At 57.8% G+C, this 20795-nt stretch carries 19 protein-coding genes and 1 pseudogene; 15 read left to right on the top strand and 5 right to left on the bottom strand.

Translation table 11 applies throughout. The annotated features are described in order from the left end of the window. Positions 1-32 precede the first annotated feature (32 nt). The 9 genes and pseudogenes from AC2FJB_RS12640 to AC2FJB_RS12600 all read left to right on the top strand — a co-directional run bounded on the left by AC2FJB_RS12640 (position 33) and on the right by AC2FJB_RS12600 (position 11175). Complete coding sequence (locus AC2FJB_RS12640; RefSeq protein WP_496718964.1) at positions 33-1541, top strand: PAS-domain containing protein; 1509 nt, start codon at positions 33-35, stop codon at positions 1539-1541. Between the two features lie 41 nt (positions 1542-1582). Then, positions 1583-2056, top strand: coding sequence for a tRNA (adenosine(37)-N6)-threonylcarbamoyltransferase complex ATPase subunit type 1 TsaE (gene tsaE / locus AC2FJB_RS12635; RefSeq protein ID WP_496718965.1), 474 nt, complete (start codon positions 1583-1585; stop codon positions 2054-2056). Continuing rightward, positions 2053-3057: an aminoglycoside phosphotransferase family protein gene (locus AC2FJB_RS12630; protein WP_496718966.1), complete on the top strand. Its 1005-nt coding sequence runs from the start codon at positions 2053-2055 to the stop codon at positions 3055-3057. Before tsaE ends, AC2FJB_RS12630 begins: the two co-directional genes overlap by 4 nt. Next, entirely contained in the window at positions 3054-3740 is a 687-nt protein-coding gene (locus tag AC2FJB_RS12625; protein WP_496718967.1) for a nucleotidyltransferase family protein, read from the top strand. The genes AC2FJB_RS12630 and AC2FJB_RS12625 overlap by 4 nt, the downstream gene beginning before the upstream one ends. Continuing rightward, positions 3733-6657 carry a double-strand break repair protein AddB gene (gene addB, locus AC2FJB_RS12620; RefSeq protein WP_496718968.1) on the top strand — a complete coding sequence of 975 codons (2925 nt, stop codon included), beginning with the start codon at positions 3733-3735 and terminating at the stop codon, positions 6655-6657. Before AC2FJB_RS12625 ends, addB begins: the two co-directional genes overlap by 8 nt. Continuing rightward, positions 6654-10010: a double-strand break repair helicase AddA gene (addA, locus tag AC2FJB_RS12615; protein ID WP_496718969.1), complete on the top strand. Its 3357-nt coding sequence runs from the start codon at positions 6654-6656 to the stop codon at positions 10008-10010. The genes addB and addA overlap by 4 nt, the downstream gene beginning before the upstream one ends. A 51-nt stretch (positions 10011-10061) precedes the next feature. Beyond that, positions 10062-10391 (top strand): annotated as a pseudogene (gene trxA, locus AC2FJB_RS12610) (thioredoxin); the annotation flags it as partial. A 74-nt stretch (positions 10392-10465) separates the two neighbouring features. Next, positions 10466-10816 carry a Lin0512 family protein gene (locus AC2FJB_RS12605; RefSeq protein WP_496718970.1) on the top strand — a complete coding sequence of 117 codons (351 nt, stop codon included), beginning with the start codon at positions 10466-10468 and terminating at the stop codon, positions 10814-10816. Further along, positions 10813-11175, top strand: coding sequence for a Lin0512 family protein (locus tag AC2FJB_RS12600; protein ID WP_496718971.1), 363 nt, complete (start codon positions 10813-10815; stop codon positions 11173-11175). Before AC2FJB_RS12605 ends, AC2FJB_RS12600 begins: the two co-directional genes overlap by 4 nt. 62 nt (positions 11176-11237) lie before the next feature. Here AC2FJB_RS12600 and AC2FJB_RS12595 read toward each other — a convergent pair whose 3' ends face one another. Next, the gene (locus AC2FJB_RS12595) at positions 11238-11432 is read right to left on the bottom strand and encodes a DUF1127 domain-containing protein (protein WP_117871234.1); all 195 of its coding nucleotides are present in this window, start codon (positions 11430-11432) and stop codon (positions 11238-11240) included. A 197-nt stretch (positions 11433-11629) separates the two neighbouring features. On the opposite strand from AC2FJB_RS12595, the gene hslV reads away from it, so the two are divergent. Next, positions 11630-12187 (top strand): ATP-dependent protease subunit HslV, encoded by a 558-nt coding sequence (gene hslV, locus AC2FJB_RS12590; protein WP_117871236.1) that lies wholly within the window; start codon positions 11630-11632, stop codon positions 12185-12187. Here the strand turns inward: hslV and AC2FJB_RS12585 are convergent. After that, the gene (locus tag AC2FJB_RS12585) at positions 12179-13420 is read right to left on the bottom strand and encodes an MFS transporter (RefSeq protein WP_496718972.1); all 1242 of its coding nucleotides are present in this window, start codon (positions 13418-13420) and stop codon (positions 12179-12181) included. The two genes, hslV and AC2FJB_RS12585, sit on opposite strands and share 9 nt — an antisense overlap. A gap of 191 nt (positions 13421-13611) precedes the next feature. Between AC2FJB_RS12585 and hslU the strand changes: the two genes are divergently transcribed. The 3 genes from hslU to AC2FJB_RS12570 all read left to right on the top strand — a co-directional run bounded on the left by hslU (position 13612) and on the right by AC2FJB_RS12570 (position 17335). Next, a complete protein-coding gene (hslU, locus tag AC2FJB_RS12580; protein WP_117871240.1) occupies positions 13612-14919 on the top strand; it encodes an ATP-dependent protease ATPase subunit HslU in 1308 nt (435 codons plus the stop codon). Positions 14920-14996: 77 nt separating this feature from the next. Continuing rightward, entirely contained in the window at positions 14997-16118 is a 1122-nt protein-coding gene (locus AC2FJB_RS12575; RefSeq protein WP_371415312.1) for an alpha/beta hydrolase, read from the top strand. Further along, positions 16115-17335, top strand: a complete 1221-nt coding sequence (locus AC2FJB_RS12570; protein WP_496718974.1) for an MFS transporter — start codon at positions 16115-16117, stop codon at positions 17333-17335. Before AC2FJB_RS12575 ends, AC2FJB_RS12570 begins: the two co-directional genes overlap by 4 nt. Here AC2FJB_RS12570 and AC2FJB_RS12565 read toward each other — a convergent pair. Genes AC2FJB_RS12565 through AC2FJB_RS12555 form a run of 3 tightly spaced genes read right to left on the bottom strand, consistent with a single transcriptional unit; the run spans position 17332 to position 19615 of the window. Next, positions 17332-17919, bottom strand: coding sequence for a Smr/MutS family protein (locus tag AC2FJB_RS12565; RefSeq protein ID WP_496718975.1), 588 nt, complete (start codon positions 17917-17919; stop codon positions 17332-17334). The genes AC2FJB_RS12570 and AC2FJB_RS12565 overlap by 4 nt on opposite strands. Then, the gene (gene mltA / locus AC2FJB_RS12560) at positions 17919-18959 is read right to left on the bottom strand and encodes a murein transglycosylase A (protein ID WP_496718977.1); all 1041 of its coding nucleotides are present in this window, start codon (positions 18957-18959) and stop codon (positions 17919-17921) included. Before mltA ends, AC2FJB_RS12565 begins: the two co-directional genes overlap by 1 nt. Then, entirely contained in the window at positions 18956-19615 is a 660-nt protein-coding gene (locus tag AC2FJB_RS12555; protein ID WP_117871246.1) for a Tim44/TimA family putative adaptor protein, read from the bottom strand. The genes mltA and AC2FJB_RS12555 overlap by 4 nt, the downstream gene beginning before the upstream one ends. Positions 19616-19723: 108 nt before the next feature. Here AC2FJB_RS12555 and AC2FJB_RS12550 point away from each other — a divergent pair, with 108 nt between their 5' ends. Continuing rightward, the gene (locus AC2FJB_RS12550; protein ID WP_496718978.1) at positions 19724-20224 is read left to right on the top strand and encodes an FxsA family protein; all 501 of its coding nucleotides are present in this window, start codon (positions 19724-19726) and stop codon (positions 20222-20224) included. 54 nt (positions 20225-20278) lie between these two features. Beyond that, on the top strand, positions 20279-20779 hold the full coding sequence (gene secB / locus AC2FJB_RS12545) for a protein-export chaperone SecB (RefSeq protein WP_299643158.1): 501 nt from the start codon (positions 20279-20281) through the stop codon (positions 20777-20779). The last annotated feature ends 16 nt before the right edge of the window (positions 20780-20795 follow it).

Below are 20795 nucleotides of genomic sequence, written 5' to 3'. Positions count from 1 at the left end.
AGCCCGGGTTTTGTTCAGGCTTGGGGGATTTGATGGCCGATTGGATCATTCTGGCCACAATCAGTCTTGTTTCGTGCTGTTTCGCCGTTCTGTGGCTGCTGCCGCGCCGGGCACAGCGCGACAAATCTTTTGACTTATTTTCAAATGCTTCTCTGTTTGACGCCGTATTTCTGTTTGATGGTGACCAACTGATCAGCCATTCTGATTTCGCGCTGGCCGGGTTAGAACATGTTGGAAACTGGCAGGACTTGCGGCGCCTGTTGCAAAGGGATTTCCCCACTTTCCCGGAAACTCCTGACAAAGTGCGCGATCGGGGCAATCTTGTGGTATCTGCCATTGACTGCACGATCGAACGAGAAGTCGTGTGTGAGTGGATTGACGGTGTCGTCCGCGTTCGACTTTGCGAAAGCGCAAAGGCCTCCTCAGCAGGATCGGCCACCCCAAGTGAACCGACCCGTCTGGCAATGGATCTGGCCCCTTATCCGGTATGGTTGGTCGGCAACGACAATCGGGTGCAGTGGTGCAATGCCGCCTATGTCACACTTGTTCAAAAGGCACGTGATCAGGACGCCGATCTGACTGCGCCGCTTTTTGCAAGCCCGGAGGATGCGGCAAGACCTACCGGAAAAACGCGCGTGTCGGTGGATGTGGCGGACACTGATCGCAAGCTTTGGTTCGATTTGACTCGGATCGAACACGAGAACGGTCATCTGTGTTACGCTGTTGACGTCAACGCGATTGTCGAGGCGGAAACCGCCCAGCGCAAATTCGTGCAGACCATGACCAAGACCTTTGCCCAATTGTCCATTGGTCTCGCCATTTTTGACCGCAATCGGCAACTGGCCCTGTTCAACCCGGCCCTGATCGACCTGACCACGTTGCCACCTGATTTCCTCAGTTGCCGCCCCAGCCTAAGCAGTTTTTTCGACCGTTTGCGCGATCAACACATGATGCCGGAACCCAAAAACTACCGCAGCTGGCGCCGTCAGATGAACGACCTTCTCGAAGCAGCAGAAGATGGAAACTATCACGAGACGTGGTCGCTGCCATCCGGGTCGGTCTATTCCGTCAGCGGGCGCCCTCACCCGGATGGTGCAGTGGCCTTTCTGTTCGAGGACATCACCGCGGAAATCACACTGACGCGGCGCTTTCGATCGGAAATGGATCTGATGCAGTCCATTCTGGACAAACTGGCGGACGCAATTGCTGTCTTTGCAGATGACGGCACGCTGGCCTTTACCAACTATGCGTATCAGAAGCTGTGGGGAGACGCGCAAGAGATCGGCTTCCAAAGCGAAACGGTCACCGATGTCACGCGACGCTGGCAAGACCTCTGTGTCGCGACGCCGGTTCTGGGTGAGGTCCGGGATTTTGTCGAAATGCGGGAAAACCGCGCCGAATGGACAGCCGAAATCCAGATGAGGTCCGGCATAACCGTGGATTGTACCGTCACACCGGTTCATAACGGCGCGACAATCGTCCGGTTTACCCAATCCGAGTTTGCCTCGAAATCCACCGCGATGGAACAGACCAGCGCCTGAACCGGGTTGCAGCCGGTCAGGCGCAAGGCCATTGTGGCGGCATGACACAGACCGCCCGATCTCTGACTTTCAAATCGCCCGAAGAAACCGCCGTTTTCGCAGCGCGAATGGGAATGTCACTGTGCCCGGGCGATGTCGTTCTGCTGGAAGGCTCGATCGGCAGCGGCAAAACACATTTCGCGCGCAACCTCATTCAGTCATTGATGGCTGAGCCCGAAGATGTGCCCTCGCCAACTTTCACTTTGGTCCAGGCTTACGACACGCCACCAGGTGAAATATGGCATTGCGACCTGTATCGTCTGAGCGCGGCGGAAGAAGTTGACGAACTGGGCCTGACGGAAGCTTTTGATACAGCAATTTGCCTTGTGGAATGGCCGGACAAGCTGGGAGCTTTGGCACCCGAGACTGCGTTGAAGCTGACGTTTGAAACAGACCCTAACAATACCGAATTCCGCCGTGTGACCCTGTCTTGGACTGCTCCGAAATGGGCGGAAAAACTGGAGAGAACTGCATGACGAACAGGACGGTCCTGGCCGAAGCCCTGATTGCACAAACCCCCTGGGCCGGGGCAAAACGTACGCCGCTGGCAGGCGATGCCTCGAACCGGAGATACGAACGGCTGATCGATCCGCCCGGCGGGCGCACTGCGGTTTTGATGGACGCGCCACCCGAAAAAAGTGACGATGTTGAACCCTTCGTGCGAGTTGCCGAATACCTCCGATCGGTTGGTTTGAGCGCGCCGGAAGTCTACGCAGAAGATACCCGGTACGGTTTTCTGTTGCTGGAAGATCTGGGTGATGATCTTTTTGCGCGTGTCGTGAAAAAAGACCCGGGCAAGGAGCGGAAATTGTACCGGGCCGCCACCGACGTGTTGCTCCACCTGCATCAGGCGCCTTCTCTTTCCTTGCCGTCTTATGATCCGTCCCTCATGACGGAACTGGCTTCATTGGCCTTCACAAAATATGCGGCCGGTATCCTGGGAACATTTGACGAAGACACCCTGGACCGGTTCGAACACAGGTTCGCGGACATCCTGCATCGTGAAACATCCGGTGCGAAGGTGGTCATTCTCAGGGATTATCACGCGGAAAACCTGTTGTGGCTGCCGCAGCGCGAAGGCGTGAAACGTGTCGGGCTGCTGGACTTCCAATTGGCCATGCTGGGGCACCCGGCCTACGATCTGGTGTCTCTGCTACAGGATGTACGCCGAGATGTCTCGGCCGGGATCGAAATGCAGATGATCAACCACTACATCTCTGCGTCAGGTATGGACGACCATGATTTCCGCACGGCCTACAGTGTATTGGGGGCCCAGAGAAACCTGCGTATCCTTGGCGTCTTCGCACGTCTGGCGACGGAATATGGCAAGCCTCACTACGTGGACATGATCCCGGCCGTCTGGGCACATCTGATGCGCGATCTGGATCACCCTGCCCTTGTTTCGGTGGCGCCCCTGCTGCACGAAGCTTTGCCCAGACCCACTCCGGAAAACCTGGCCAGGTTGAGAACGCAATGACCGGATCGCCATTTGCCGTAATGCTGTTCGCAGCCGGGTTCGGCACCCGCATGGGCGCGTTGACCAAAGACCGACCCAAGCCATTGATCGAAGTGTCGGGCCGACCACTGATTGATCATGCGCTTGGCCTTGTCGAAGATCTTGACCCTGTCCGTACTGTCGCCAACCTGCATTATCACGCTGATCAGCTCGCAGCGCATCTCCGTCCCAAGGGTGTTCTGCTGTCTCGGGAGGACTCTGAAATCTTGGAAACAGGCGGCGGATTGCGGGCAGCTTTGCGAATGTTGGGCACCGACCCCGTATTCACGTTGAACACCGACGCGATCTGGTCCGGGCCAAACCCTTTGACCCTTTTACAGAAAGCTTGGGACCCGAGCCGTATGGACGCGCTGCTGATGTGCGTTCCTGTTGGGCGAACTGTTGGTCATATTGGATCAGGTGATTTCACGGCCGAAAAAGGCGGACGGATCACGCGTGGTCCCGGTTTGGTTTATGGTGGGGCACAGATCCTCAAGACCGATGGATTGCATTCGTTCTCGCAAACTACATTTTCGCTCAACCTGCTTTGGAACCAGATGCATGATCGGGGTCGACTTTTTGCGGTCGAATACCCCGGACGCTGGTGTGATGTAGGCCGCCCCGAAGGCATCGCTCTGGCCGAGGGTTTGCTGGCTGATGTTTGAGTCTGGTACCCTGCCCCGAGTTTTTGCCGTGCCCCCCGGTACGGATTTCCCAAAGGCATTGGTCGATGGCCTGCGGCAACGCTGTTCTGGCCCGCCCGAAGCTTTGGCGCGGGTAGAGTTGGTTCTGAACACAAGACGCATGGAGCGGCGCGTCCGCGAACTGTTCAATCAGGGGCCGCCGTGCCTTCTGCCCCGTCTCTCGTTGGTGACGGACCTGGGCGAAAGCGTTGATCTGGCGCAAATTCCACCAGCCATCCCACCCCTGCGGCGGCGTCTTGAATTGACCCAGCTGGTATCCAAGCTGCTGGAACAACAGCCGGATCTGGCCGCCCGATCCTCAGTCTTCGACCTGTCCGACAGTCTGGCCGCACTGATTGACGAAATGCAGGGCGAGGGCGTGTCGCCCGAGGCGATCCGGCAGCTGGATGTCAGCGACATGTCCGGACACTGGGCGCGGGCACAGGCTTTTATCGGCATCGCGGATCATTTCATCGACACCGAGGAGCAGACGATGGATGCACAGGCCCGCCAACGCCGCGTGGTCGAAAGCCTGATCGCACGATGGCAGATTGCCCCCCCTCAACACCCAGTCATTCTGGCGGGCTCTACCGGGTCCCGTGGCACCACCCTGACGTTGATGGAAGCCATCGCGCGCCTGCCACAAGGGGCACTGGTGCTGCCTGGGTTTGATTTCGATCAACCGGATCACGTTTGGCAGGGTTTGGATGATGCGTTGACGTCTGAAGATCACCCACAATACCGTTTCCGCAAGTTGATGCGCGCGCTGGAACTTGCACCGGGTCAGATCACCCCATGGACGGATTTTTCGGCCCCCTCATCCGCTCGTAACCGACTGGTATCCCTGGCTTTACGTCCGGCACCCATCACCGACGCCTGGATGATCGAAGGCCCCAAATTGGCCGATTTGGAAGGCGCGTCCAAAGACCTGACGCTGGTCGAGGCGCAATCACCCCGCGCCGAGGCATTGGCCATCGCCCTGCGACTGCGGCTAGCTGCGGAAAAAGGACAGACCGCTGCTCTGATCACGCCGGATCGCATGTTGACCCGCCAGGTCAGCGCCGCGCTGGATCGGTGGAACATAGTGCCGGACGACAGTGCGGGCCTTCCGCTGCAACTTTCCCCGCCGGGTCGTTTTCTTCGTCATGTGGCCAACCTGTTCACGCGCCGTCTGGAGGGTGAGACGCTGCTGACCCTTTTGAAGCACCCGCTTTGTCATGACAGCGGTGAACGCGGAAACCATTTGCTGCTTACGCGTGATCTGGAGCTTGACCTGCGCCGCCACGGCCCGCCCTTTCCTGACAGCGCAAGCCTCACTGCTTTTGCAGTGCGTAAAGAAGCCCCGGAAAGCTGGGTCAAATGGGTCGTGTATCACTTCTGCGACCAGCAGATCACCAATGAACTGCACCTCGCAGACTGGGTGGAGCGTTTGATGGAACTGGCCGAGGCGATCTCGGCTGGCAGCACGGGTGAAACAGGTACTCTGTGGGAAAAAAACGCAGGCCAAAAGGCGCTGGAGGTAGTGAATTCACTCAGGGCAGAGGCGGAGCATGGCGGCCTGATGACGGCCCATGATTTTTCCGATCTGCTGGGCGCTTTGCTTGCGGGTGAAGAGGTTCGTGACCGGGATGCGCCGCACCCGCACATCATGATCTGGGGCACGCTCGAGGCGCGGGTGCAGGGTGCCGACCTGCTGATCCTTGGTGGGTTGAATGAAGGAAGCTGGCCAGAGGCGCCAACACCTGATCCCTGGCTGAACCGGCAGATGCGTGACAAAGCGGGTTTGTTGCTGCCCGAGCGCCGGATCGGCCTGTCTGCGCATGACTTCCAGCAGGCCATCGGCGCACCAGAAGTGTGGTTGACCCGCGCGACCCGCTCGGATGATGCCGAGACGGTTCCGTCACGTTGGCTGAACCGGCTGACCAACCTATTGCAGGGTTTGCCGGGTCAGGGTGGCCCCGAAGCTCTGGCCAAAATGCGCGCTCAGGGCGAAAAATGGCTGAACTGGTCCGAGGCTCTGGAAGATGCGCCGCCTGTCGACCCCGCACCGCGCCCATCTCCGCGTCCACCGGTCGCCGCACGTCCGCGCCGTCTGTCTGTGACGGAGATAAAAAAGCTGATCCGTGACCCATACGCGATATACGCCAAACATGTGCTTCGTCTGAAACCGCTTGATCCGCTTGTGCAGGCCCCCGATGCCTTGCTGAGAGGGATTGTGATTCACGAAATCCTTGAGCACTTCATCAAGGACAGTGTCCTCGACAGCGCTTTGCTGACGCGGGAAAACTTCCTGAAACGGGCGCACACCCTGTTGGATCAGCATGTCGCCTGGCCGACCGCCAGAAAACTGTGGCTGGCCCGGTTGGAACGGATCGCGGAGGACTTCCTCGGTGCGGAGCTCGCGCGCCGGACTGATGGTGGGCCGGTGGCGTTTGAGGCGGCGATGAAGCAGGTGCTGAACCCTCTGGATTTCACCATTGTCGGGCGCGCGGACAGGATCGATTTCAACCGCCGGGGCGCGTTGCGGATCATCGACTATAAAACCGGCGCACCACCGACGGAAAGCCAGCAATCCAAATTTGACAAGCAGTTGCTGATCGAGGCGGCGATGGCCGAGCAGGGCGGGATTGAGGGCCTTGACCCGACAGGCGTGGCCGAAGCCATCTTCATCGGTATGGGTGGTAGTTACAAGGAGGTTACCGCGCCCTTGGAAAAAGAACCGACCGACAAGGTTCTTGCCGAGCTGAAAGAGTTGATTTCCGCTTATTTAGAGCCTGATCAGGGGTTCTCGTCCCGTCGTATGCTGCACAAGGATTCAGATATCGGCGATTATGATCACCTCGCTCGGTTCGGCGAATGGGACCGTACAGCCGAAACATGCCCTGAGGACCTGACATGAGCCCGCGCAACGATGCAAATGAACGGCAAGTGCAGGCCGCGCGCCCCGATGCCTCGACCTGGCTGGCGGCCAATGCCGGATCGGGCAAGACACGGGTTTTGACGGACCGGGTGGCGCGTTTGCTGCTGGACGGAGTCCAGCCTCAGCACATCCTGTGCCTGACTTACACCAAAGCCGCCGCCAGCGAGATGCAGAACAGGTTGTTCAAGCGCCTTGGTGAGTGGGCAATGCTGGATAACAGCTCTCTGCTGGAACAGCTGACCGACCTCGGTGTACCCGGTGAAATCAGCTCGGACAAGCTGGCGCAAGCACGCACCCTGTTTGCCCGCGCCATCGAGACGCCAGGTGGTCTGAAAATCCAGACCATCCACTCGTTCTGCGCCTCGTTGCTGCGAAGATTCCCGCTCGAGGCTGGTGTCAGTCCGCAATTTTCCGAGATGGAAGACCGCGCAGCAACCTTGTTGCGAGAGGAGATTGTCGAGGATTTCGCCGAAGGCCCTCAGGCCGGGTTGATTGAAGATGTGGCCCGGTTTGTAACGGATACGGGTTTTGACAAACTGACTGCTGCAATCACGCAAAAGCGCAATTTGTTTGCACAGCGACTGGAATGGTCCGACCTGCTGCACCGCTTCGGTTTGCCCGCCGAGTTTGATGAAACAAGTCTGCTTGAGCGGGTTTTTCTTGGTGGCGAAGTCGAGCTGATCCGATCCATGCTGCCCGCTTTGACCGAAAGCGGCGGCAACAACGCCAAGGCCGCCGTGAAACTGGCTGGGTTCAACGAAGCGCGGTTGGCACATCTACCCATGTTGGAAAGCGTGTTTCTGACGGGGAAGGGCGCAAAGGAACCCTTCACGGCCAAACTCAACGCTTTTCCGACCAAACCCCTGCGCGAAGGTGTGCTGGCCGACCGGATGCCGCAGCTCGAGGCCTTCATGCTGCGGATCGAAGCCGCACGAGAACAACGTCTGGCGCTGGTCGCGTCCCAGAAAACTGCTGTATTGCACCGCTTTGCCGCTGCATTCCTGCCGGAATACGAACGGCGCAAGCAACTGCGCGGCTGGCTGGATTTCGACGACTTGATCCTGCGCGCACGGCAGGTGTTGAACGATCCGGCAGTGGCCGAATGGGTGCTGTACCGACTGGACGGGGGCATCGATCATATTCTTGTGGACGAAGCGCAAGACACCAGCCCCGATCAATGGGACGTGATAGAGAAACTGGCACAGGAATTCACCAGCGGGGAAGGGGCCCGATCCGGGGTTGAGCGCACAATCTTCGTCGTCGGCGACAAGAAACAATCGATCTATTCCTTTCAGGGCGCCGATCCACAGGCCTTTGACAGAATGCAGGAAGAGTTTGGCCGGAAACTCGCTGAATCAGGCTCTAAACTGTGGGATTCGACGTTGGAATACTCGTTCCGATCCTCCAGCGCGATCCTGACTCTGGTCGATATCCTGTTTGAAAACCGCTCTGATGCGGGGTTTCGCAAGGACAGTCAACACCGTGCTTTCAAGGCCGATCTGCCAGGTCGTGTTGATCTGTGGCCCGTTGTCGAAAAAGTTGCAGATGCCGAAGACGGGGATTGGACCGATCCGGTTGATCGTCCTGGCGCACGTCATCACACCGTCATTCTGGCCGAGAAGGTTGCACAGTCGATCAAAGACATGATCGAACGGGGCGAGACGATCCCGGAAGATGGCAATCCCGGCCAATTCGTTCGTCGAAAAGTGCAGCCAGGGGATTTTTTGATCCTTGTGCAACGCCGCTCGGACCTGTTTGCCGAGATCATCCGTGCCTGCAAGGCGCTGCACCTGCCCATCGCCGGAGCAGATCGGCTGAAAGTGGGCGCTGAACTGGCGGTCAAGGATCTTGCGGCATTGCTCAGCTTTCTGGCCACGCCCGAAGACAGCCTGTCCCTGGCAACGGTTCTCAAGTCCCCCTTGTTCGGATGGTCCGAGCAGCGGCTTTTCGACCTGGCGCACCGACGAAAAGAGCAGTTCCTTTGGGCCGCACTGCGTAACCGAGCGGAGGAGTTCCCCGAAACACTGTCCGTGCTGAATGATCTGCGTAGCCAGATCGACTTTCTGCGCCCCTATGATCTGATCGAACGTATTTTGACCCGCCACGACGGACGGCGCAAATTACTGGGCCGATTGGGGGCAGAAGCCGAAGACGGCATCAATGCGCTGTTGTCCCAGGCACTGGCCTATGAGCGAACGGATATCCCCAGCCTGACGGGGTTTTTGGTCTGGATGCAAACCGACGATCTGGAAATCAAAAGACAGATGAGCGGTGTCGGCAACATGATCCGCGTGATGACTGTGCACGGATCAAAAGGGCTGGAAGCTCCGATTGTCATCTTGCCCGATACGGGCAGGCGCCAGCCGCCACGTGATTCTGAGATCATGGTGGCCGGAGGAACTCCGCTATGGAAAGTTTCGGCGGATGTTTCGCCAAGCCTGATCACTCAGGCCCGGAACGAGGCGCGCAACCGCGAGGAAAATGAACGGCTACGGCTTCTGTATGTGGCTCTAACGCGGGCCGAAAAATGGCTAATTGTGGCCGCTGCCGGCGAGTTGGGGAAAGACGGCAACAGCTGGTATCAGATGGTCGAGGCGGCCATGGATCAGGCCGGGGCCGCGCAGGTACCGGGTACCGATATCCGCCGCCTGTCCCACGGGGATTGGGAGGCGCCGCCTTTGATCGATCAGCCGAACGCTGACGTTGGGCCAGTCGGTTTGCCGGACATGTTTCACCATCCGGCTCCGGACCCGGTTGCACCTGCAAGCGCGCTCAGCCCTTCGGACTTAGGCGGCCCAAAGGCATTACCCGGTGATGCCGGCCTGGATGAAGAGGCGGCCAAACTGCGTGGAACCTATCTCCACCTTCTGCTGGAACACCTTCCCGTGGCAGAGAAAGACGTTTGGCCAAAGCTTTGCGCCCGGTTGCTACCCGATATGCAGGAAACGGACCGGCAAAAGATTTTGAACGAAGCTGCATGTGTACTGACAGCGGAAAACCTACAGCCCGTATTCGCACCTGACACGCTCGCCGAAGTGCCCATAACTTCCGATCTGAACGGGCAGCGGATGCATGGGGTTGTCGATCGTCTGATCGTATCGGATACCGAAGTGCATGTGATTGATTTTAAATCAAATACCATCGTTCCGAACCTCGCGGAAGAATGCCCCGACGGGCTGTTGCGACAGATGGGGGCATATGCTTATGCGCTGGCTCAGATCTATCCGGACCGCAGCATTCGAACCGCCATTTTGTGGACACGCACGGCAAGCCTGATGTGGTTGCCACACGATCTTGTGACAGATGCACTGGCCCGCACCCAGATATCTTGACCTTACCCGAAGCGGCACCTACGTTCTGTTCCCAAGTTTACCCCATTCAGGAGACAGAATATGTCGACCGTAGCCGTTACCGACGACACCTTTGACGCCGAAGTCAAGAATTCGACCGTTCCCGTGGTCGTGGATTTCTGGGCCGAATGGTGTGGCCCCTGCAAGCAAATTGGCCCCGCGCTGGAAGAACTGGCAGCCGAGTATGGCGACAAGGTAAAGATCGCCAAGGTCGATGTGGACAGCAACCCAAACGCGGCGGCCGCTATGGGCGTGCGCGGCATTCCGGCACTGTTCATCTTCAAGGACGGTCAGGTTGTTTCGAACCGCGCGGGCGCGGCCCCCAAAGCCGCCCTGCAAAGCTGGATCGACGAATCCATCTGATCTGGTCCTAACAGATTTTCTCGAAGGCGCCTCAGATCGGGGCGCCTTTTTTATTGAAGACATCGGAGACACCAATGGCTAAAACGCGGGTCCTTGTAGAATTCGGGATGGGCACATCCCTGCGCCGGATGGACTATACCAAGGCGTCACTGCGGGCGATCAAGGATGCGCTTTGGCACAACTCGGTCAGCATGGCGGAACTGTTCGGGTTCCCGAAAGAGGCGATGATCATTGATGCCGAAATTGGGGTTCAGCAACCGGATCAGGTGGACATCGACGCGCTGAAGGCTGTCTTCCCCTACGGTCAGCCGAACATAACAATCACAAAAGGGGGATTGGACATCGCAAAGCCCCACAGTGACGGGCACACGGTCATTGCCAACGCCGCCCTGATCGTTTCCTTCGACATGGAGCCCGCACAATGAGTGAAAAACGCATCATTCTGGAGATGGGAACGGGAAACGACCTGTACGGCCAGGACTATACCAAGGCAGCCCGCCGCGCGGTGCAGGATGCCTTGCACCATTCCTCCATCACGTTGTTTTCGAAACTGGGGATTGATCATTCCGAAATGCGTGTCAGCGTCACGATCGGCGTGCAGGATCCTGAACAGGTGGATTGCGGCCTGGTAGCTTCTGACCTGCCGCGGGGCAGGGCCGAGGTTCGCGCAGTCAAAGGTGGGCTTGACGTTGTCGATGAAGAAGCGGGTACGCGGCACGTGGTTGCAACCGCGGCGATCGAGGCTTTTCTGCCTGATCTTTCCGGAAAATACGTTCGAAGCTGAACAAAGAAAACGCCGCTCGGAAAACCGGGCGGCTGTCTCGAATGGACGGTCTATTGGAACGATCAGATATCGGCGATATCTGCGCGGCTCAGGCCGATATCGTCCAACTGAGCGTCGCTGAGTTCCGACAGGAGTTTGCGGGTTTTGCGGGATTCTTTCCATTCAACAACGGTGTTGAAGACATTGGTGAACGTGTCCACTACGTGCAGGATGGTAGCTGCTCCGAGCGGCGCATGAATGTTAGCTGTGGTTGCCATGTGCGCAGTCCTTTGTGATGAAACAGCCGACCCGTTGTCGGTTGTGAGCCTCATGTAGTCCCGCGCGCCCGGACTCACAATTGCTGGTCCGGTAACCCCGGATTGCGTTTTTTGCATATCTTTTGGGCAATTGAAGAACGGGTTGCGCCAACCTCTGGCCCGGCCCATATATACCGCCAGCGAAAACGGAGACGATCATGGCAGACAACGACTTTCCCGGTTGGCACGGCACGACGATCATTGGCGTCAAGAAGGGCGGTCAGATCGTCATAGCCGGTGATGGGCAGGTCAGCCTGGGTCAGACCGTGATCAAGGGCACGGCGCGCAAAGTGCGCCGCCTGTCCCCCGGGGGGTCCGAAGTTGTCGCTGGCTTTGCCGGTTCGACGGCCGATGCCTTCACGTTGCTTGAGCGGCTGGAGGCCAAGCTTGAGGCAACACCAGGCCAGCTTGCCCGCGCTTCGGTGGAATTGGCGAAGGACTGGCGCACTGACAAGTACCTGCAAAAGCTTGAAGCAATGCTGATCGTCACGGACGGTAAAGATCTTTTCGTGATCACCGGCGCCGGCGACGTGCTGGAACCTGAACACAACGTGGCCGCCATCGGGTCCGGGGGAAATTTTGCTCTGGCCGCTGCGCGCGCGCTGATGGATAGTGACAAGTCGGCGGAAGAGGTCGCGCGTCAGGCAATGGCCATCGCGGCCGACATCTGCGTCTATACCAACGGCAAACTGACGGTTGAGACAATCTCAGGCTAGCAGCGCCGAGATTTCCTTGCCTTTCCAGCGGCGATGCATGCCGATCAGGCCAATAATCGCTGCGACGATCACGATGTAATAGGGCACGCGGATATCGATGCTCATCAATCCGCCCCCTATCAACGACATGATCCCTCCCGCAAGGCAGAACACCGCGGTGGTCACGCCCATGACCCAGCCCTGATCCGCTTCGCTGACGCTGGAAGAGAAAAGCCCAAGCACGGTAGGGTAAGCGATTCCGAACAAGAAATAGAAGAAAAAGACCGGCACATAACTGAACATGCCACTTGGGCTGAAGGCGAAAGCGAATCCGCAAATCACCATGACGATGAGTGACGTGTAGATAATCGCATACTTGCTGAACTTCTCCTGGGCGGGTCTCACCAGGAACGTGCTGGAAAAGGCCAGCGCGACGCCGATGACGACCATCGCCATACTACCACCGATGACTCCGTATCCGAAGGCACTTGTCAGGAAATTGTCGACAAACACGTAGAAGGTGACGTTGGCGATCATGAAGAACGAATAGACAGGCAGGATCTTCAATACCATCGGGTGACCGCGCACTGCTATCAGGCTGTCAGTTATGTCACGGGGACGGAATACAAAGGGTGCACGATCCGCTCGGGTATCCTGGAAGAAAAACAGGACCAGAAAGATTGCTATCATCACAAGGACAAAAGCGCCATAAAATGGCGTTCTCAGCGTGGCGAAGCCGCCCAGCAGGGCGGCGTCTGATAAGACCGCGCCGATGATCGGCCCACCCACGAGGCCAAAGCTGACGCCCGTCACGATATAGCCCATGTTCCGATCCCGGTCTGTCGCGTCGGTGCTTCCGTCGATCATCGCCGCTTGCGCAATGGGTTGGTTGCCCGCAGTAAACCCGGTGATCGAACGCCCGACGATCAGCAGAAGAAGGCTGTTGAGGTAAAGCGCGGCAATGGTCAGGGCATATCCGGCCAGCGCGCCACCGAGGCACACAAGCAAAGCGTTCTTGCGCCCGATCGAGTCCGATACTTTCGAGACATAGACAACGCCCAGAAACCATGACAGGAAAAAGCATCCGATCACGAGGCCATAGTAAAAATGCCTGCGCCCCTCGGGTGTGTTTTCGGGCAGAAACCCTGATTTCGTTTCCATGATCAGCGAGTTGATGATGGGAAAGACCAGCCCCTGTCCGATCAGATCCACAAATACCACAAACAAAAGGGTAATCTTGGCGATATTTGTCATGTCTCACGCTCCTGGCCTTCAAACCCTCGATATACCGTAGCAGACGGATCCCGCATTCCCCAAGCAAAGCATTTGCAAACCTGAGCCTGCATTGCTAACCACCGCGGCCATGAATACTGGCTTGGTTGTTTTCGCCCGTACCGTGATTACCTAAGCCGCATGACTCAAATGCCGACCGAAAGGACTGCCCTTTGACCGACCTGACCCCGCGCGAGATTGTCTCGGAACTGGATCGCTTCATCATCGGGCAGAAGGATGCCAAGCGTGCCGTGGCCGTCGCCCTGCGCAACCGCTGGCGCCGCAAGCAATTACCGGATGACATCCGGGAAGAGGTCTATCCCAAGAACATCCTGATGATCGGCCCCACCGGCGTCGGCAAGACCGAAATCAGCCGCCGTCTGGCGAAACTGGCCCGCGCGCCGTTTATCAAGGTCGAGGCCACCAAGTTCACCGAGGTTGGATATGTCGGTCGCGATGTGGAGCAGATTGTGCGCGATCTGGCAGACGCTGCCATCCTGCAAACCCGCGAGTTCATGCGCGAAGACGTCAAGGCCAAAGCGCATCAGGCTGCCGAAGACCGCGTGATCGAAGCAATTGCAGGCGCGGATGCGCGCGAAGGCACGCGCGAGATGTTCCGCAAGAAGCTGAAATCGGGCGAGCTGGACGACACGGTGATCGAACTGGAACTGTCCGACACCTCAAGCCCGATGCCGATGTTTGACATTCCGGGGCAGCCTGGCGGTCAGATGGGCATGATGAATCTGGGCGACATTTTCGGCAAGGCCTTTGGCGGACGCACCGTCAAGAAACGCCTGACCGTCGCAGAAAGCTATGATTTGCTGATCGGGGAAGAGGCCGACAAGCTGCTGGATGACGAAACCGTAACCCGCACCGCGCTGGAATCAGTCGAACAGAACGGCATTGTGTTTCTGGATGAGATCGACAAGGTCTGCGCCCGTTCCGACGCACGCGGCGGCGATGTCAGCCGGGAAGGGGTGCAGCGCGACCTTCTGCCGTTGATCGAAGGGACAACCGTCTCGACCAAGCATGGTCCGGTCAAAACGGACCATATCCTGTTCATTGCATCGGGTGCGTTTCACATCGCCAAACCTTCGGATCTGTTGCCGGAATTACAGGGGCGTCTGCCGATCCGGGTCGAACTGCGCGCTCTGACCGAAGAAGACTTCGTGCGCATCCTGACCGAAACCGACAACGCGCTGACCCTGCAATATACTGCTTTGATGGCCACCGAGGAGGTAACAGTCAGCTTTACCGAGGACGGCATCGCGGCACTGGCGAAGATTGCAGCTGACGTGAACCAGAGCATCGAAAACATCGGCGCCCGGCGGCTCTACACTGTTATGGAGCGGGTTTTTGAAGAACTGTCCTTCGCGGCGCCAGACCAAGCCGGTACGGAAATCACTGTTAACGCGCAATTCGTCAGTGACAATCTTGGAGAATTGACCAAGTCCTCTGATCTGAGCCGTTACGTTCTGTAACACGGCCAGCCGTTTTTTGCCGTTGTTCTCGACTTGCCATGCTGGACGTTAGGCAAGAATAGGATAGCGTGTCCACGATTCACCCCGAGGTCTGGCCCGTGCTGCGCTATTTCATCATTCTGTTCGCATCCCTTTCGCTCTGCGCCTGCGTCGACCGGACGGTGTCCGAGGTCGTGCCCGATGCCGTGAACATCGGGACACCTGAAACCATCTTCGCAAGTACGACCCGCGCGCGTGAGGCCGATGGATCCTTTGGATTCCGACGCGGTGAAACACTCAAATTTCTCGAAACTACGGTTTCGATCCCACCAACGCATACTCCGGGTACGCTCCGTTTTTCCTACGCAAACCCGAATCCGCAGAAAGAGTTCGTTCTGGCAGATGTCACCGAGTTGGATGGGCCTGGTGGATTACGCAAACATCTGCGGGGTAAGGATGACGTCACGATCTTTGTGCACGGCTACAACTCGACCCAGACCGAAACGATCTTTCGCGCAGCTCAGCTGACGCATGACATCGGCCTCCCCGGGTCAACGCTGGTGTATTCTTGGCCAAGCCGTGCGACGGGTTATGGGTATGCCTACGATTTGGACAGCATGTTGTTTGCCCGCGACGGTTTGGAACAGACTATCCGCGAGCTGAAAGCCATGGGTGTCAAACGCGTTATTCTGGTGGCGCATTCCATGGGCGGTGCGTTGGCGATGGAAATGATGCGACAAACCGAACTACAAGAACCCGGATGGGCCAACCGAAACATCGATGGGGTCGTGCTGATCTCGCCCGATCTGGATCTCGATCTGTTTCGCTCGCAGATGAAACGTATCGAAAACCCGCCCGATCCTTTCCTGGTAATGGTGTCCCAAAAGGACAAGATCCTGAACATCTCGGGCCGTTTGCGTGGCACTGATGAAGGTAAGCGGTTGGGTAATATCAGCTCGATTGACTCTCTCGAAGAATTCCCGATCAGCGTGATCGACACGACGGCATTCAGCAGTGACGCGGCATCCTCGCATTTCGTTGCCGCAACCTCACCGGCCTTGTTGTCGATCCTCAACTCGTTACGGCGTGTCAACAATACCTTCGGGCGGGAAGACCGGCCGGCAATTGATATTCTGGTGCCACCCAGCGAGCGAAATCCCGACGGTGCCACTGAAATTGTTCTGACAGATACCGGACAGGCACAGGTCAGCTCTCCGTGACGCGGTTTAAGCTGCGTCGGTATCTTCTGGACAATGCCACCTGGCTTGGCGGAGGCGTTCTCCTGACTTTTTTGTCCAGCTTTGGGCAGACATTCTTCATTTCGATCTTTGCCGGTGATATCCGCGCGGAATTCGGTCTCGGCCACGGTGCCTGGGGTGGGCTATACACATTGGGCACAACCCTGTCGGCCATCGTGATGATCTGGGCCGGAGGGCTAACGGACATCTTTCGCGTCCGGGTGCTGGGTCCGGCGGTTCTGACAGGGTTGACCCTGGCCGCCCTTGCCATGGCTCTGAATACCTGGCTGCTGCTGTTGCCAGTGGTGATTTTTTTGCTGCGTCTTCTCGGTCAGGGGATGAGCACGCATCTGGCCGCGGTCGCCATGGCGCGGTGGTTCACGGTCACGCGGGGCAAAGCACTTTCCATTGCATCCATCGGCTATGCCATCGGTGAGGCCTTGCTGCCCCTGATCTTTGTTGCGGCCATGGTTTACCTGGACTGGCGTTGGCTTTGGGTCATCGCGGCGGCGGTGACCGCCTTGGGTATTCCCGTGTTGATGCGGCTATTACGCGAGGAACGAACACCGCAAAGCCTTGCCAGCGAATCCTCTGCCATTGGCATGCAGGGTCGCCATTGGAGCCGTCGCGACGCGCTGTTTAACCCCTTGTTCTGGTTCATGGTGCCCGCCGTGCTTGCGCCTTCTGCATTCATTACCGCGTTTTTCTTCCATCAGATCTATCTGGCTGACGTCAAAGGCTGGCAGCATATTCAACTGGTCGCTCTGTTTCCGATCTTTACCGGAATATCACTGCTATCGATGTTTTCTGCGGGCTGGGCATTGGACAAATGGGGCACTGCGCGCATCATGCCATACTATCAGCTTCCGATGGCGGTTGGGTTTGTGGTTCTGGGCATGACTGAATCAATCAGCGGCGCGACGATTGGGTTGGTTTTTCTGGGCATGACGGTCGGCGCAAACAGTACTTTGCCCAGTGCGTTCTGGGCAGAATTCTATGGGACCCAGCATATCGGAGCCATCAAGGCGATGGCTGCGGCTGTCATGGTGCTGGGGTCAGCCATCGGACCTGGGTTGACCGGCGTTCTGATTGACCTTGGTATTTCTCTGAACACTCAGTTTTTCTGGATTGGAATGTTCTTCGTGCTGGTATGCGTTCTGATTTGGGTCGGTATTTCCCGCGCCCGTCGTGACCTTTAGCGCACGCGCCTGAGATATACGTAATAAGCCCCATCTCCGCCGTGGCTTATATGAGCAGGTGTGACCTGCATCACCGCCTGGGCCAGCGGTGGGATAGACAACCAGTGAGGAACCTGGTTTCGCAGAACACCGCGCGGCGTCGGAATCGGACCGGGCTCGTCCCGATCCTTGCCTTTGCCGGTCACGACCAAAACCAGACGCTTACCCTGTGCCTGCGCGCTCAGGACAAATCGAATCAGCGCCGGATGGGCCGAAGCGACCCGCATACCGTGCAGATCCAGCTTGCCTTCGGGTTTCAGCTTGCCGCGCTTCATCCGGCCAAAGGCCTTATTGTCCATCTGAACCGGTGCTTTGCGCAGCGCATCCGTCACCGAAGGCTTCAGATCATTCGGTTTCGGTTTCACCTGATGGGCCTGTCCAAGTTCGAATGACTCAAACCGGGGTTTCGGCGTTTTCTTGGGCTTGGGTTTCGGCAGGGAAGTCGGATGGACCGTCTGCGGGATTTCCGGATGCAGCCGCTCGGCCTGTTTGGCGACCTTCCGCCACAGCTCGATCTCTTCGCCGGTTAGTTTGCGCCGGGTCATTAGAATTCATCCGGTAGCAGGGCATAGGCACGCTGGATGGGCAGCAACACCACCATCCGGCCCGGATCTTTCAGCTTGCCCGCAGCCTGCCCGGCCTCGTCCCCTGTTCCGAAAAAGATATCGGCCCGTTGTGCGCCCTTGATGGCAGAACCAGTATCCTGCGCAATCATCAGGCGGCGAATCGGTTCGTTACCGTCCTTTTCCACCCAAACCGGCGCGCCCAGCGGCGTATAGGCCGGGTCGGCAGCAATGCTGCGCATGGTCGTTACGGATCGGTTCATGGCACCCAGCGGCCCAAGCTCGGGCGCGACGCGTGAAACTTCGCGGAAAAACACGTATGATGGATTGTGGAGCAGCAATTCCGCACCGGCCTCGGGATTCTTGCGCACCCAGGCGCGGATCATCTGCGCGCTGACCTCATGCGCGCCAAGAATGCCGCGCCGCACCAGTTCCACACCAATTGACCTATAGGGGTGACCATTCGCGCCGCCATATCCGACGCGCAAGGCGCCGCCATCCGGCAATCGAACGCGGCCCGAACCCTGGATTTGCAGAAAAAACAACTCTACGGGGTCATCGACCCAGGCAATCTCAAGCCCGCGGCCTTGCATCACATCACTGGTCAGAATTTCTCGCCGGCTCAGCCAGGACCCCTCAGCGCGGGCCTCGGGCGGCATCTTGTAGATGGGGTACCTGAAACGATCCGTCCGGGTACGCGCACCATCAAGCTCGGGTTCGAAATACCCTGTGAACAAGGCTTCCTCGCCATCTTCAACCAGAACAGGGCGAAAGAAGAGTTCAAAAAACGCCCTTGCCGCTTCCGCATCATAGGTTCTTGCCACACCGCACAGGGCCCGCCAATCGGGATCTTTCAGATCCCCGCAGGTGTTCAGAAAAACCGAAAGGGCTGCACCGTGGTCATCCTCGGCCCAACCACGCAGATCATCGAACGACAGAATGGATCGCGTTGCCTCGGCCCCGGCAGCGCTGGCAATGGTCATTGCACCGACCAGTAAAAGCGACCGGAGCGTGGCAATCATGCGTCCGTGGCAACAAGCAGCCAGTTTGGATCGTCCTTGCCCATCACTCGGGCAAAGGTCCAACTGTCCTTTTGGCGTTTCACGGTATTGGGGCTGCCTTCTACGATATCGCCACCGCGATCCCGCACAACCGAAGTCAGCTCACCCACGAATTTCATGGTGATCTCGGCCTGATTGGTATCCTTGTCGAATTTGACATCCGTCAGGGCTGTTTCTCGGACACCGATAAACTCAGCCTCGATCGTCAGGCCCTGATCTTCTCGTGCAGAGACACCCGCAACGAAGGACTCAAAAACTTCCTCCGACAGGAATGGTTGGATCTCATCCAGATTTCCCTTTTCATACCCCATCAGGATCATTTCATAGGCACCGCGCGCACCCTGAACAAACTCGCTGACGGAAAAACTGGGTTCAACGCGTTTCATCGCTGCCAGTGTTTGCGCCTGTTCGCTGTCTTCCGGGACATGGTCGGTGATGTCATGATCCGGGCCGCCTTCGATCACTTCGAAATCGCGGCGCGATTTATGCGCTTCGGGTTGCTGCTGCACGGGTGGTTTTTCAAAACCTTCACGCGTGCCCAATACGCTCTTGAGGCGCAGGATCAGGAAAACGGCAATTCCGGCCAGGACCAGCAACTGGATCATGGGTTCGTTCATTTCATCCTCTTTTCAGGACCGCGGCTTTGTATACGCGGCCTCATGCCACTATGTAGGTGACCGTAGGTGGCAAGTCCACAGCCCGGCCTAATGGAAAGGATAACGCAAATGTATCTGTTCTTGGCATTTTTGTTGGTGCCCATCATCGAGATCGCGCTGTTTATTCAGGTCGGCGGGTTGATCGGCTTGTGGCCAACCCTTGCCATCGTAGTACTGACAGCGGTTTTGGGCACGGTTTTGGTGCGGACACAAGGTCGCATGGCGTTGGGAAACCTGCAACGGTCGTTTGCCGAACTTGACGACCCGACCGAACCGCTGGCGCATGGTGCAATGATCCTCTTGTCGGGCGCTTTGTTGCTTACGCCGGGATTCTTCACTGATGCCATTGGATTTGCGTTGCTTGTTCCGGGCGTGCGGGTCGCGGTTTTCAGGTACCTGAGATCGAAAGTCACCGTTTCCCAGTTTCAGATGGGTCAGGGCCCCGGTTTTCAGTCACGGGGAAATCCGCTCGATCAGGGTGACATCATAGACGGCGACTTCACCGAAGTTCGCCCGAAAAATGATCCGTCAAAACCGTCTAAATGGGTCGAGGGCCCCCACCGGCATTGAGGTGCCGCCCCCAACTTGATAAGCAGTGGCGAATTTCATTTTTGGAGTAGATCCATGGCCGAAGAAAACGCTGCAGAAAACACTGCGGCCAAAGCCGCCCCGCAAGTTCAGATGCGTGTTCTGGGGCAGTTCATCCGCGACATGTCCTTTGAGAACGTGATGGCCCAGAAGGGTGTTTCCGGTGACGTACAGCCCGAAATCGCGGTTCAGGTGAATCTGGACGCCAAAAAACGCACGGCAGACCACCAGTTCGAAGTGTCCGTCAAGCTGAACCTGACATCCAAAGCCAAAGGCCTGGAAGACGTTCTGTTCCTGTGTGAGCTGGACTATTGCGGCCTGTTCCACGTGGAAGGTGTGCCGGAAGACCAGCTGCACCCGTTCCTGATGATCGAATGCCCGCGGATGCTGTTCCCGTTCCTACGCCGCATTGTCAGCGACATCACCCGTGACGGCGGTTTCCCACCGGTGAATCTGGACAATATCGATTTCGTCGCCCTGTATCGCAACGAAGTGATGCGTCGTCAGGCCGAACAGTCCCAGAAGACAGACGCCTGAGGTTTTGGCCCGTGCC

This window comes from Ruegeria sp. CDSC085, assembly GCF_059610465.1.
This window is presented reverse-complemented; position numbering and strand designations above follow the sequence as displayed.